Source organism: Pseudomonas sp. FG35, assembly GCF_057809295.1.
In genome coordinates this window covers 56,859-70,560 of sequence record NZ_JBMDJR010000010.1, presented here as the reverse complement: position 1 = coordinate 70,560, position 13,702 = coordinate 56,859, and the positions used below count along the sequence as shown (strand labels likewise).

The window sequence follows — 13,702 nt, the reverse complement described above, 5'->3', positions numbered from 1 at the left end:
CCTCGTTACTCTCCGGTGAAAAGAAAGTCGCCTAGGCGAACCTGGCGGTTGATGCTCATCGGGCACAAGGGCACCTCTAAAAACGCCGGCTGAACGGGATGACCGTTCGTCAGTCGTGACCGACGAGTCATGCCGCTTCGCGGTGTGTAAACTGCGCGCCGAACCTGCGCTGCGCATCACCGGTTACCGCCTACGCCCTGTCTTTAGAGGTGCTCTTGAAACCACCATTCAGCCTACGGCGAGCGCAAAACCGCCCGTATCTTGACCGGAACGCCCATTCTGGTCAATACGCCAAAATGCCCTGTCATAAGCCGCGCTTCTTTGATTTCTCTGGGCTGGAGCCGATTCAAACAAACGTTTGTATTGGACGCTAGGAGTGGTGTAGATATAATGCGCCGCCTAGAGAGAAAGGTGGTTTGCCCATTATTACCCTTGACGTTAACGTAAAGGCAATAACGGATACGACACCGAACCTCCAAATTAGAAAAAAAACTGTTGAGCCTTGAGTAGGAGATAGCCTGTGGAACGCGAATACATGGAATTCGACGTGGTCATCGTCGGTGCCGGCCCCGCTGGCCTGTCCGCCGCCTGCCGTCTGAAGCAGAAGGCCGCCGAAGCCGGTAAGGAAATCAGCGTCTGCGTGGTCGAAAAAGGCTCCGAAGTCGGCGCACATATCCTGTCCGGTGCCGTATTCGAACCACGGGCCTTGAACGAACTGTTCCCGGACTGGAAAGAACTCGGCGCCCCGCTGAACACGCCAGTCACCCGCGATGACATCTTCGTGCTGAAAAACGCCGAAAGCGCGCAAAAAATTCCTGACTTCTTTGTGCCCAAGACCATGCACAACGAAGGTAACTACATTATCTCCCTCGGCAACCTGTGCCGCTGGCTCGCTCAGCAGGCCGAAAACCTGGGCGTGGAAATCTACCCGGGCTTCGCCGCTCAGGAAGCGCTGATCGATGAAAACGGCGTGGTGCGCGGGATCATCACCGGCGACCTCGGCGTCGACCGCGAAGGTCATCCGAAAGAAGGCCTGTACACCCCGGGCATGGAACTGCGTGGCAAGTACACGCTGTTCGCCGAAGGTTGCCGTGGCCACATCGGCAAGCAACTGATCAAGCGCTATAACCTGGACAGCGATGCCGACGCCCAGCACTACGGCATCGGGCTGAAGGAAATCTGGGAAATCGACCCGGCCAAACACCAGCCAGGCCTGGTGGTGCACACTGCCGGTTGGCCGATGGACATCATGGGCACCGAGAACACCGGCGGCTCCTTCCTCTATCACCTGGAAAACAACCAGGTGGTGGTCGGTCTGATCGTCGACCTTTCCTACAGCAACACCTACCTGTCGCCGTTCGACGAATTCCAGCGCCTCAAGCATCACCCGGTACTCAAGCAATATCTGGAAGGCGGCAAGCGCATCAGCTACGGCGCACGTGCGATCTGCAAGGGTGGCCTGAACTCGCTGCCGAAAATGGTCTTCAAGGGCGGCGCACTGATCGGTTGCGACCTCGGCACTCTGAACTTCGCCAAGATCAAAGGCAGCCACACCGCGATGAAGTCCGGCATGCTCGCCGCTGAATCCGTGGCCGACGCGCTGTTCGCTGAAAAGGACGGCACGGAAGAGCTGACCACCTACGTCGACGCCTTCAAGAAGAGCTGGCTCTACGAAGAACTGTTCGCCAGCCGCAACTTCGGCCCGGCGATCCACAAGTTCGGCGCTATCGTCGGCGGCGGTTTCAACTGGCTGGACCAGAACATCTTCGGCGGCAAACTGCCGTTCACCCTGCACGACACCAAGCCGGACTACGCCTGCCTCAAGCTCGCGGCCGACTGCAAGAAGATCGACTACCCGAAACCCGACGGCAAGATTAGCTTCGACAAGCTGAGCTCGGTGTTCATCTCCGGTACCAACCATGAAGAAGAACAGCCGTGCCACCTGAAACTGACCGATCCGACCATCCCGCTGAGCAAGAACCTGCCGCTGTACGACGAGCCGGCGCAGCGCTACTGCCCGGCCGGCGTGTATGAAGTGATCACCAAGGAAGACGGCGAGAAGCGCTTCCAGATCAACGCCCAGAACTGCGTGCACTGCAAGACCTGTGACATCAAGGATCCTTCGCAGAACATCACCTGGGTGACGCCGGAAGGCGCTGGCGGCCCGACCTATCCAAACATGTAAGTCGAATTGCTGAACATCAAGGCTCCCGAAACGGGGGCCTTTTTGTTCCCCGCGATTTGGTGAAAATCACGCAGCACGCTCATCCCCCGGACTGCGTTCGAAATAGCGTTTGTATTCGCGACTGAACTGCGACGTGCTCTGGTATCCCACCCGATGCGCCACCTGCGCCACCCCCAGTCCTTCGGCGATCAACAACGTCTGCGCCTTCAACAAGCGCAAACGCTTCAGGTACTGCACCGGCGACAGCAACGTGCTGCGTTTGAAGTGTTCGTGAAAGGTCGAAACGCTCATGTTCGCGCAACTGGCCAATGTCTCGACGTTCAACGGTTCGGTGTAATGCGCATGCAGATGACTGATCGAAGCCGCCACCCGGGCGAACTGCCCCTGCTGCTCCACCAGCGCTCGCAACACATCCGCCTGGGGACCGCGCAACGCCACAAACAATAACTCTCGCACCCGCGCCGGTCCGAGAATCTGGCATTCCAGCGGATCGTGCAGACAACGCAGCAAGCGTTCGACACAACCACGCATGTCATTGTCGAGCACCACCGAGGTCATCGACTCAGGTGTCTGCGCCGGAATATGCCGCCCCGGCGCCAGCCCCATGGCCAGCACCAGTTCACCGAGCAGCACCCGGTCGATCGCCACCGATACGCCAAGCAGCGGTGCGTCCGGCAACGCGTAGGTCTCGCACTCAAAGGGCACCGGCAAAGCCTGAATCAGGTAATGCCCGGCGCCGTATTCCATGGTGCGCGGCCCCAGATACGCCAGTTTGCTGCCCTGGGCGATGATCATCAGGCTCGGCTCATAAATGTGCGGGCCACGGGCGACGTCGCAACTGGCGCGCAACACCTGCACGCCTGGCAGCCCGGTCTGGCTGTAACCATCGCGCAGCGCCAGCGGTTCGATCAGCGAAACCAGGGTGGCGTTGGCATCAAGGTGACGGGTCAATTGCATCGGGTGGCTCTTCAGAAAAAATCACGGAAAAAGGGATAAAAGCATCATCGCAGATCCTTTTGCCAATGCGGCCGATCAACCCCGCATGCCGGAGGATTAGGCATGACACCCGGAGGAATCGCCATGGCCGGACGACCGGACGGCGCCCAGAATGCGCCGCCTCACCTGTCACTGCTTTTGCGAGGTTTCACATGTACACCGCCATCGGCTATGCCGCTCAAACGGCCACCACCCCCCTCGCCCCGATGAAGTTCGAACGCCGCAGCCCACGGGCCGACGACGTCGCCATCGAGATCCTGTACTGCGGCGTCTGCCACTCCGACATCCACCAGGCGCGCAACGAATGGGGCATCGCCGTTTACCCGTTGATGCCCGGCCACGAGATCGTCGGAAAAGTCACCGCCGTCGGTGCGAACGTCACCAAACACAAGGTCGGCGACCTGGTCGGTGTCGGCTGCATGGTCGACTCTTGCCGCACCTGCGAAGCCTGCCAGTCGAACCTCGAGCAATACTGCCTCGAAGGCCCGACCATGACCTACGCCACTCCGGACCGGGTCGATGGCAGTAACACCATGGGCGGTTATTCGGACAGCATCGTGGTCAGCGAACACTTCGTGGTGCGCATTCCCGAGAAGCTGGATCTGGCGGCTGCCGCGCCGATTCTCTGCGCCGGCATCACCACCTACTCGCCACTCAAGCACTACGGCGTGAAGGCCGGCGACAAGGTCGGGATTCTCGGCATGGGCGGCCTCGGCCACATGGGCATCAAGTTCGCCAAGGCCATGGGCGCCGAAGTGACGCTGTTCACCCGTTCGGCAAGCAAAGCCGAGGAAGGTCGTCGACAGGGCGCCGATCACGTCATTGTCTCCACCGACGAAGAGCAGATGAAAGCCGCTGCCGGCCGTTTCGACTTCCTGCTGGACACCATTCCGGTGCAGCACGATCTGAACCCGTACCTCGACACCCTGCGCTTCGACGGCGTGCACATTCTGGTGGGTCTGATCGAACCGATCGATCCGCCGGTCCACGCCGCGAAACTGGTGCTGGGTCGTCGCGTATTGGCCGGTTCGTTGATCGGTGGCGTCGCCGAAACCCAGGAAGTGCTGGATTTCTGCGCCGAGCACAACATCAGCTGCGACATCGAAATGCTCGACATCCGCCAGATCAACGAGGCCTACGCCCGCATGATCGCTGGCGATGTGAAGTACCGCTTCGTGATCGATATGGCGACTCTGAAGCTCTGATTCCTCAGACCTTCAAGCCAAGCTCCGCCGAGAGCCGGGCCGTGACCCCTTTGATCAGGGGAATCAGCTCGGCCATTTTTTCCAGCGGCATGTACGGCACGGTGCTGGCGATGCTGATGGCCGCGACGATGCGCTTGCTCGCGTCGCGGATCGGCGCCGCCACGCAGCGGATCGACGGCTCGTTGTCTTCCAGATCGAACGCATAGCCACCGGCCACGTACTCGGTCATCCGCTGCTCAAGCTGCTCCCACGACTGCTGGGGATGCTGGGGCCAGAACTGACTTTTCCCAGCCGCCGGCAGGCTGATGTCATACAGACGCTGCCAGTCCTGCGGCGCGTCATCCAGCATCAGCGCCTTGCCGATCCCGGTCCGCGCCAGCGGCATGCGATGGCCGACCCGCGAGCGCATTTCCGGGCCGTTGCGCCCCGGATTCTTCAGCAAATAAAGCACCTCGTCGCCTTCACGAATGCCCAGGTGAACGGTGTCGCCGGTCAGCGCCGACAACTCGTCCAGATAAGGCCCGGCCAGGGTCACCAGCGGTAACTCTTCGCGCGCCTGGAAACCCAGTTCGATCAGCTTCGGCCCCAGCAGATAACCGACTTGCGGCACGACGCGCAGGTAACGTTCGTCCACCAGACAACTGGCCAGACGATGGGTGGTGCTGCGCGTGGTGCCGATCAGGCGGGCGATCTCTTTGAGATCACGGGCGCCACTGGCGACGGCCTGCACCACACCCAACCCGCGAAGCAGGGTCTGGGTGCCGGTCGGCGCGGCGTCCTTGGCGGTTTTCGGGGCGTCTTCCTGCATATCCAGCCTTTAGCGTTGAGCGAGGGAACGGGCGGCATTATGGTCGCCCGACATAGCCGACTACAACTCGATGCGCTCGACCTTGCCCACCAGCAGCACGTAGGACAAAGCACCGATCAACGCCAGAACCGCGATGTAGGTGATCGCCGGAGCGAACGAATCGCCGCTGGCCAGGAAGCCGATGACAATCGGCGTGGCAATCGCCGACAGGTTGCCGATGAAGTTGAACACCCCACCGGTCAAGCCCAGCAACCGCGCCGGCGCCAGTGTCGAGACCAGCGACCAGGTGATCGACGCCAACCCGTTGCCGAAAAACGCCAAGGCCAGGAAGGCAATCACCAACGGCGTCGACTCGACGAAGTTGGCACCAATGATCGAGGTGGAAATCAGCAGCCCGCCAATGATCGGCAGCTTGCGCGCAAACCCGACGGTGCAGCCGCGACGGATCAGGAAGTCGGAAAAGAACCCGGAGCACAGCACGCCGATGAACGCGGCGAGAAACGGCAGCGACGCCAGCAGACCGGACTTGATGAAGTCCATGCCGCGATACTTCACCAGGTAGGTCGGGAACCAAGTCAGGAAAAACCACAACGTCGAGTTCAGGCAGAACTGGCCGAGGTAGATCCCCCACAACTTGCGTTTGCTCAGGACAATGCCGAGATCGGTCCAGCTGAATTTCGCCTTCACCTTGGCGGTTTCGGCGGCGATGTCCACCAACCCGCCGCCCTCGCGGATCAGGTCGATTTCACCTTGGTTGGCGCCTTTGAAATCACGCGGCTCGCGATACACCGCGTACCAGATCGCCGCCCACACGATGCCCACAGTGCCGGTCACGACAAACACCATGTGCCAGCCGAATTCATGTTGCAGCCACGCCAGCACCGGGGTCAGAAACGCCAGCCCGACAAACTGCCCGGAGGTGTAGAAACCGATGGCCGTGGCCCGCTCACGCTCGGGGAACCAGGTCGTCACCACGCGGCTGTTGATCGGATACGCCGGCGCTTCCAGCGCACCGACCGCCATGCGCAGCACGAACAGCGCGATGAAACTGGCGGCGAACCCGAGCATCACCGTAGCCAGCGACCACAGCAACAGTGCGACGCTATAAAGGATGCGCGGCGGCACCCGGTCCACCAGCCAGCCGCCGGGGATCTGCATGGCGGCGTAGGTCCAGCCGAACGCCGAGAAGATCAGCCCGACGTGCACCGGGTCGATGCCCAGATCCGTCGTCAGAGCCGGGGCGGCAATCGACAGGTTGCTGCGGTCGAGGTAGTTGATGACCACGGTGATGAACAGCAACACCATGATGAAAAATCGCTTGCGGCTGGGCGTGACTAACGTCGCTTGCCCGGTGAGGGTTTGCGGTTGCATGGGGAGCGCCTCTTTTTATGTTTATTGAGGTCGAGGGTTATGCAGATCTCCGCTCCCTGGAGATCTGACTTACTGGATGCGGCAGAGAGTCAGCGACTCACCACTCGGCAAAACTGCCATCGGCATGCCGCCAGATCGGGTTGCGCCAGCGATGACCGACCGCCGCGCGTTCGATCACGTATTCCTCGTTGATCTCGATCCCCATGCCCGGGCCGTTCGGGATTTTCACGAAGCCCTTGTCGTAGTCGAACACCCGCGGATCCTTCACATAATCGAGCAAGTCATTGCTCTCGTTGTAATGGATGCCCAGGCTCTGCTCCTGGATAAACGCGTTGTAACAAGCGGCGTCCAGTTGCAGACACGCCGCCAGTGCAATCGGACCCAGCGGGCAATGCAGTGCCAGCGCCACGTCGTAGGCTTCGGCCATGTTGGCGATCTTGCGGGTCTCGGTGATGCCGCCGGCGTGGGACGCGTCCGGCTGGATGATGTCGACGTAACCTTCGCTCAACACCCGTTTAAAGTCCCAGCGCGAAAACAGCCGCTCACCGAGGGCAATCGGGGTGCTGGTCAGCGGAGCCAGTTCTTTCAGCGCTTCGTAGTTTTCGCTGAGCACCGGCTCTTCGATGAACATCAGTTTGTACGGGTCGAGTTCCTTCATCAGCACCTTGGCCATGGGTTTGTGCACCCGGCCATGGAAGTCGACGCCGATGCCGACGTTCGGCCCGACCGCATCGCGCACGGCGGCAACGTTGGCCAGGGCCAGATCGACCTTTTCGAAGGTATCGAGGAATTGCAGTTCCTCGGTGCCGTTCATTTTCACCGCCGTAAAACCTCGGCCCACCGCCTCTTTCGCGGCCCGCGCAGTGTCCGCCGGGCGGTCGCCGCCGATCCACGAATACACGCGGATCTTGTCCCGCACCTGACCGCCGAGCAGATCGCTGACCGATACACCGAGGGCCTTGCCCTTGATGTCCCACAGCGCCTGATCGATACCGGCCAGCGCGCTCATGTGGATCGCGCCGCCTCGGTAGAAGCCACCGCGATACAGCACGGTCCAGATGTCTTCGATATTGCGTGGGTCTTTGCCGATCAGGTAGTCGGACAATTCCTCAACCGCAGCAGCGACCGTGTGGGCGCGGCCCTCGACCACGGGCTCGCCCCAACCGGTCACGCCTTCGTCGGTTTCGACTTTCAGGAAGCACCAGCGCGGCGGGACGATGAAGGTGGTGAGTTTGGTGATTTTCATCTGCTTGTCTCTCTTGTTAGATGCAGCGCACGCAGCGCCGGAAAAGTCTTAGCGAAGGGCTTTCCAGGCCGCCACGTAGGCCTTGGCATTGGTCGCCACTTGCTCAGTCGTCATGCCCGGCTTGAACAGCCCGGAACCGAGGCCAAAGCCTTTGACGCCGGCGTCGATAAACGCCTGCATGTTGTCCGGCGTGATGCCACCGACCGGCGCCAGGATCGTCCCGACGGGCAACACCGCCAGCCAGGCTTTCACCACCGCCGGACCCATCTGTTCGGCCGGGAACAGCTTGAGAATGTCAGCACCCTCCTCCAGTGCCGCAAAGGCTTCGGTCGGTGTGGCAACGCCCGGCGACAGGTACAGCCCCGCCGCTTTCGCCGCCCGCAGCACCTTGGCATCGCTGTGGGGCATGACGATCACCTGGCCGCCGGCCTCCTTCACCAATTCGACCTGTTCCGGGGTCAGCACCGTGCCGGCACCGATCAGACAATCGGCGGGCAAGGCCTTACGCAGAATACGGATGCTTTCGTACGGCGAGGGGGAATTGAGCGGTACTTCGATGACGCGAAATCCGGCCGCATACAGGACTTCTCCGACAGCGGCGGCTTCCTGCGGATGCAGGCCGCGCAGAATCGCGATCAGACCGTTTTGCGCCAGTGCTTGCTTGAGCATGTCAGGCCTCCAGTCAGGGTTAACGGGATGAGGAATCGATCAGTCCGGCGGCGAGCGCCAGTTGCCACAGTCCACGCTCGGTGGCTTGCTCGGCCAGGGTCAACCGGGCAAAACCGCAGGTGTCGAGGGCACGGCTGTAGCGGGCGCACAACTGTGCGTTGCCGATGAGGATGATCGAAGGAAGATCTGTGCTGTTGCGTCGGCGCCGTTGCACGGCGGCCAGCGCCGTCAGCTCGTGGCCGATCAGCAGGCCGGACAGATAGTCCGGTTGCGCGGTGGCACTGAGCTCACCGGACAGCCCCAGGCTGCGGGCGCTGAACAGCGTCGACAGCACGCCAATCTCGCCCTCTGCCGACAACGCCACCTGTACGCCGCGATCGAAGGCGGCGGCGTCGAACGTCGCGCTGTGCTGTTGGGTACGGCCGAGAATGCTGTGTTCGCTGAGCACGGCGAACACTTCGCCGGTCATGAAGGTGTCGAAACGGGTGATGCAGCCGTCGGCCACTTCCACCCATTTCGAATGACTGCCGGGCAGGCCGATCAACAGATCAGTGCCCGCCTCGACCGGCAGATTCTGCAGGACGCCGAGGACCTGGGTTTCCTCGCCGCGCATCACGTTCGGCAGCGCCGAACGCTGAATCACACCCGGCACGATATGCACGTCGACACCGCGAAGACTGTGAACGGTTTGCAGGGATTTTCCGAGATCGGCCACGTTGGCCGGCGTATCGCGGTAGGACGCTTCGCGCCAGCCCTGGGCGCTGCCGACCATGCCACAGGCAATCACCGGCAAGTCGGGTTGCGCGTCGAGCCAGTCGCCGCACGCCTCGTCGAACGCCAGTTCAAAACCATCAGCGCATTCACGACCGTTGATGACCCGCGGCGTCTTCGGCAACTGCATGATCCCGAACGACAGCGACCGCTGCGCCAGCACCTGCCCGCCCGCTGCGAGTTTGTAAGCACGTAGTGAGGTCGTCCCCCAATCGAGCGCGATCAATTGCGCCAGCATCGCTTCACCTGTTTTGTTATTGGCAGTGAGTGAGCTGGACTATAGACCTCTCAGGCGGGAAATCTCAATATGTAATTTTGCATCCCATATTTTGGGATTTGCCTTTCTTAAAAGCCCGGACAGCGAATTGAGCAACGAGCACCGCCTGTCCGGACGGATCGCATCCCGTTTAAAACTTATCGATCTCTCTTAACAGATCTGCCGTTGGAACTTTCATGTCCTCCGACAAATATATTTTATAGGAGTAGGAATTAATTCTGACCTTACAGACAATAGACTCTCGGCCCACTAATAAAGACCTCAATGCCTCACCTTCAATGATTTTTTCACTGGTATCGTTTTTTCTTTTGAAAAATAAAACATCCGCCCTGTAAACCGGCCCGGCACTTGAAATTTCAGGCTCGACAAAACCCTCTCCGTATCTACCCGCAGAGTGAGGTGCCGAAAAATCAAAATCGTCCTCAAAAGAACACAGCAGCGTCTGGCTTATTTTTGATTTAAAAAGATTGACAACATCAACATCAGACGTAAAACGCACCTGATAAATATTCCTATCCAAATAACGTTCAACACCAACGTATTGTAAATGAGCAATGGGCTTACCATGATTCATCGCACAGGAAGTGCAAAGCAAGAAAGCCATACATAAAATTATATTACGCACATTTCCGTCCTTTAAAATGAGTAACAACAACCTGCATCAAAGCGTCTCTGGCCGAGAGGCCACTTTGCAGGACTGATGTGAAGATGACCCAGGCATCGGCGTGATTCACATTCACTCGCCCGTTCATATTGGGCCCACTTTTCATATCCCATTGCTCTCCAAAATCGGCTACGAGATCGGAAAAATTCCAGTCTTTGGCATCGGCTCTGACGTTAACCCAATATTCCGCCTTCGGCTTCGGCTCCTGACGGTAGATGTTAGAAACTCCCCACACAATTTTTCCTTCGCCAACCGGATCGAGTGTAACCAGACACGGAATTCGATATCCCTTATCAGTCAATACAGCTGACAGGTGCGCACCATTCCATCCGCCCAAGCTATGCCCAATGATATATACAGGCGTGGTCACATCAGCAATCTTCTCCAGCACATTCTTTTTCAGATCATCTTCACTAATAAAATAGTTATAACCAACATGGTGGATATCATAATTATCAGAACAAATACCCTCAGCCTCCATATCCCTGACGAACACCTTCATGACGTCAGCAACGTTATTATTGGGGCCTGTGCCGTAATAACTTTCTTTATCACCCGCACCACCCACAAAAAACAGAACAATCTTTTTGGGAGTGATCGTGGCCTGCTTGACTGTTCCGTCCGTTTTGCAGGTCAGGTCGTGGGTCACGACCAGTCTTTTACAGCCTTTCAGAGCAGGATTTTCAGTAGTCATATCTTCCTACTCCACGAACAGCTTGATCGACTCAGGCAAATGCGAACTCACGGTATGGGTAAACCCCGCGTCATTGGTTACGCCGTGCTCCACGCTCCCATCAGCGCGTTGAATCGCGTAAGGGTGATTTGGCATGGGCTCACCAGTAATTTCGTTAATCACCTGCATCCGATCATTGAAATGCACCGGCATCGGCGACAACCCGCTAAACGCCGCCCCTCCCCCGCTCTGTCCAATAATCACCGTCCCCGACCCACCGACCACGACATTGCCGTGCCCGCCGGTGCTGTCGAGCATCGCGGCATTCAGGCCGTTGATGAAGACCGTGGCGGAAACACCGCCGGTTATCGGGCTGCCACACGCCGATTTATCGGTCATGCGCGCGGCGGGGAGCCCGTCGAAGAACACGTCCGGCGAGCCGGAGACGATCGGGTTGTTGCCATGACCAGGCAGTGGGCAGCCGGTTGGGTCGGTGACGCGTGCAGCGGGTTTACCACTCAATTCAAAGCTCCTTGCTTCAGAGGTTCCAGGTGTGGCTGATAGAGGTCGACATCGGTCGCGGCGAAACGCCAGCGGTTGTCGACGGAATCGAAAAGCGCGTGACAATGCTCGCGGCTGTTCGGGGTGAGGGTTTGCAGTTGTTGCCAGGTTTCATCGGCAAACCAGTTCAGCTCGGTAGATGTGGCGTCGTCGAGCTGGTTGAGCAAGGTGTTGTAGCCGGTCAGTCGATGCTGGTCGTAGGTGGTTTGCACTAGGCGTCATCAGCTCGGCATCGAGGCCCGAGAAAAACGCACGGATGGCTTTGCCACCGAGGCGGTTAACGGTGCAGAGGATGTCCACCAGTTGGCGGTTCGGGTTGTCGCTTGAACCGAGTTTTTTGACCAGACCGTACAGGCGGATCGACGCCCGTAGTCCGCTCATCGCCGGTCACTCGTTGACGCAGCGAAGGCTCCACGGGCGTGGAGAAAGAGTGCCAGAGGCATTGCAGGTGTCGTCCGTGAGCGCGCAAAAATGGCGCGTAGAATGCCGGACCAGAGCGGTTTGGACAATCGAATCAATAATCAGATTGCCACTATTTATTCAGCCCTCGGCAAACTCCCGCAATACCTTGCCATCCATGCGATACCTCACCCACTCTTCCTGCGGCTGGGCGCCGAGGGATTTGTAGAATTCAATGGCCGGGGTGTTCCAGTCCAGCACGCTCCATTCGAAGCGGCCGCAGTCGTTGGCGCAGGCGATTTTTGCGAGGTGGCGCAGCAGGGTTTTTCCGGCGCCGCCGCCCCGTTGTTCCGGGGTGATGTAGAGGTCTTCGAGGTACAGGCAGTTGCTGCCCAGCCAGGTCGAATAGCTGAAGAAGAACACCGCAAAACCGATCGGCAAGCCGTCGCGCAGGCAGATCAGGCCATGTGCCGTGGCGCCTTCGCTGAACAGGCTGCGTTCAATGTCCGCGACGCTGGCGATGACTTCGTGACGGGCCTTTTCGAAGTCTGCCAATTCGGTGATGAACGCGAGGATTTGCGGTGCATCGCTGGGGGTCGCCGGGCGGATCTCGATCGTCATGGACGGGCCTTGTCGGAAAAAGTAAAACGCCATACTAAGGCGGCGCGCGGCGCTCGTCACATGGCAATCCACGGATTAGGCTAGCGCGGCCGATGACTCGCAAGGACTCCCATGAACAATCTCGTTTTTTCACCTCTCACGGAGCTCGCCGCCGAACTGCTGCCCCACGCGCTGGAACCGTCGGAGGACGGCGCCCACGATCTGTCGCACCTGCAACGGGTCTGGCACAACGCGCGCACCTTGCAGATCGAGGAAGGTGGCGACCTTGAAGTACTGCTCGCGGCCGTGCTGCTGCACGATTGCGTGGCGGTGGAAAAGAACTCGCCACTGCGCTCACAGGCATCGCGTCTGGCAGCGGAAAAAGCTTCAAAGGTGCTGACAAACCTGAACTGGCCCGAGGCCAAAATAGATGCCGTCACCCACGCCATCGAAGCCCACAGCTTTTCCGCCAACATCACCCCGCTAACCCTCGAAGCCCGACTGATGCAGGACGCCGACCGTCTCGATTCCCTCGGCATGCTCGGCGTCGCCCGCACCTTCTACACAGCCGGACGGATGGGCAGCGCGCTGTATGACCCGCACGATCCCGAGGCCCGGGACAGGGACTACGACGACAAGCGATTCTGCCTCGACCATTTCCAGATCAAACTGCTGCACCTTGCCGACGGTTTCCACACCGCTGCCGGTCAACGTCTGGCACAGCTCCGCCATCAACGCCTGAAAGGCTTCATGGAGCAATTCAATGAAGAGATCGGCCTCGAAAGCGCTCAGCCCTTCTGAACCGTTCGTCGCTCATCAGGCACCAATCTTTCACGAGGGCAGACCAACGTGAGGTAAGGATTTCAATCACTGGAGACCCCCTATGATCCCGTCAAGGTTGACTGCGCTCGTATTCGCAACCCTCCTCAGTCCGGCGGTATTCGCCGCCTCGACTACCGCCGCCGGCACCGGGCCGACCGATCCGGTTACCCAGCCAAGAGCCCCCGCCATCAACAGTGCCCCCGGTATGAATACCGACGGTTCGGGTGTACCGCTGATCAATCAGCCACCCGCGACGGGAACCGATCCTCGCACCCAGGGCAGCGATCCCGGTCGCCAGGGCGGCATGAACACCCCCGACGCTCCGGCCGCCCCCGACAACGCCGGTCCCGGCGTCGGCTCGAAAACCACCACGGGTGGTTCGGGTTCTGAAGGCGCAGGACAGTGATCCATGCTTCATCCACGCAACGTGTCTTATCCACTTCCCTGAAGAGGTA

Annotated in this window: 15 protein-coding genes; 4 read left to right on the top strand and 11 right to left on the bottom strand. The window is 59.6% G+C overall.

Going from position 1 to position 13,702, the window contains the following annotated elements:
* Window positions 1-520: 520 nt before the first annotated feature.
* On the top strand, window positions 521-2,185 hold the full coding sequence (locus tag ACODTD_RS20100) for an electron transfer flavoprotein-ubiquinone oxidoreductase (RefSeq protein WP_007950858.1): 1,665 nt from the start codon (window positions 521-523) through the stop codon (window positions 2,183-2,185).
* Window positions 2,186-2,251: 66 nt separating this feature from the next.
* Here the strand turns inward: ACODTD_RS20100 and ACODTD_RS20095 are convergent, their stop codons facing one another.
* Window positions 2,252-3,142 (bottom strand): AraC family transcriptional regulator, encoded by an 891-nt coding sequence (locus tag ACODTD_RS20095; protein ID WP_201815861.1) that lies wholly within the window; start codon window positions 3,140-3,142, stop codon window positions 2,252-2,254.
* 191 nt (window positions 3,143-3,333) lie between these two features.
* Here ACODTD_RS20095 and ACODTD_RS20090 point away from each other — a divergent pair, with 191 nt between their 5' ends.
* Window positions 3,334-4,386, top strand: a complete 1,053-nt coding sequence (locus tag ACODTD_RS20090; RefSeq protein ID WP_011335405.1) for an NAD(P)-dependent alcohol dehydrogenase — start codon at window positions 3,334-3,336, stop codon at window positions 4,384-4,386.
* A 4-nt stretch (window positions 4,387-4,390) separates the two neighbouring features.
* On the opposite strand, the gene ACODTD_RS20085 is transcribed toward ACODTD_RS20090, so the two are convergent.
* The 10 genes from ACODTD_RS20085 to ACODTD_RS20040 all read right to left on the bottom strand — a co-directional run bounded on the left by ACODTD_RS20085 (window position 4,391) and on the right by ACODTD_RS20040 (window position 12,446).
* Window positions 4,391-5,194 carry an IclR family transcriptional regulator gene (locus ACODTD_RS20085; RefSeq protein ID WP_489105123.1) on the bottom strand — a complete coding sequence of 268 codons (804 nt, stop codon included), beginning with the start codon at window positions 5,192-5,194 and terminating at the stop codon, window positions 4,391-4,393.
* Between the two features lie 60 nt (window positions 5,195-5,254).
* Entirely contained in the window at window positions 5,255-6,565 is a 1,311-nt protein-coding gene (locus ACODTD_RS20080) for an MFS transporter (RefSeq protein ID WP_489105122.1), read from the bottom strand.
* Window positions 6,566-6,662: 97 nt separating this feature from the next.
* A complete protein-coding gene (gene dgoD / locus ACODTD_RS20075; protein ID WP_489105121.1) occupies window positions 6,663-7,811 on the bottom strand; it encodes a galactonate dehydratase in 1,149 nt (382 codons plus the stop codon).
* Window positions 7,812-7,859: 48 nt separating this feature from the next.
* Window positions 7,860-8,480 carry a 2-dehydro-3-deoxy-6-phosphogalactonate aldolase gene (locus tag ACODTD_RS20070; RefSeq protein WP_011335407.1) on the bottom strand — a complete coding sequence of 207 codons (621 nt, stop codon included), beginning with the start codon at window positions 8,478-8,480 and terminating at the stop codon, window positions 7,860-7,862.
* Window positions 8,481-8,499: 19 nt separating this feature from the next.
* Window positions 8,500-9,489 carry a 2-dehydro-3-deoxygalactonokinase gene (locus ACODTD_RS20065; protein WP_221615412.1) on the bottom strand — a complete coding sequence of 330 codons (990 nt, stop codon included), beginning with the start codon at window positions 9,487-9,489 and terminating at the stop codon, window positions 8,500-8,502.
* A 169-nt stretch (window positions 9,490-9,658) separates the two neighbouring features.
* Window positions 9,659-10,153 (bottom strand): hypothetical protein, encoded by a 495-nt coding sequence (locus ACODTD_RS20060; RefSeq protein WP_041475394.1) that lies wholly within the window; start codon window positions 10,151-10,153, stop codon window positions 9,659-9,661.
* Window positions 10,146-10,886, bottom strand: a complete 741-nt coding sequence (locus ACODTD_RS20055) for an alpha/beta hydrolase family protein (protein WP_285354789.1) — start codon at window positions 10,884-10,886, stop codon at window positions 10,146-10,148. The genes ACODTD_RS20060 and ACODTD_RS20055 overlap by 8 nt, the downstream gene beginning before the upstream one ends.
* A 6-nt stretch (window positions 10,887-10,892) precedes the next feature.
* On the bottom strand, window positions 10,893-11,387 hold the full coding sequence (locus ACODTD_RS20050; RefSeq protein ID WP_011335411.1) for a PAAR domain-containing protein: 495 nt from the start codon (window positions 11,385-11,387) through the stop codon (window positions 10,893-10,895).
* The gene (locus ACODTD_RS20045) at window positions 11,384-11,638 is read right to left on the bottom strand and encodes a hypothetical protein (protein WP_011335412.1); all 255 of its coding nucleotides are present in this window, start codon (window positions 11,636-11,638) and stop codon (window positions 11,384-11,386) included. The genes ACODTD_RS20050 and ACODTD_RS20045 overlap by 4 nt, the downstream gene beginning before the upstream one ends.
* 328 nt (window positions 11,639-11,966) lie before the next feature.
* Complete coding sequence (locus tag ACODTD_RS20040) at window positions 11,967-12,446, bottom strand: GNAT family N-acetyltransferase (RefSeq protein ID WP_041475599.1); 480 nt, start codon at window positions 12,444-12,446, stop codon at window positions 11,967-11,969.
* Window positions 12,447-12,557: 111 nt separating this feature from the next.
* Between ACODTD_RS20040 and ACODTD_RS20035 the strand changes: the two genes are divergently transcribed.
* On the top strand, window positions 12,558-13,226 hold the full coding sequence (locus ACODTD_RS20035) for an HD domain-containing protein (RefSeq protein WP_011335414.1): 669 nt from the start codon (window positions 12,558-12,560) through the stop codon (window positions 13,224-13,226).
* Window positions 13,227-13,308: 82 nt separating this feature from the next.
* Window positions 13,309-13,653 carry a hypothetical protein gene (locus ACODTD_RS20030; RefSeq protein ID WP_011335415.1) on the top strand — a complete coding sequence of 115 codons (345 nt, stop codon included), beginning with the start codon at window positions 13,309-13,311 and terminating at the stop codon, window positions 13,651-13,653.
* Window positions 13,654-13,702 lie beyond the last annotated feature (49 nt).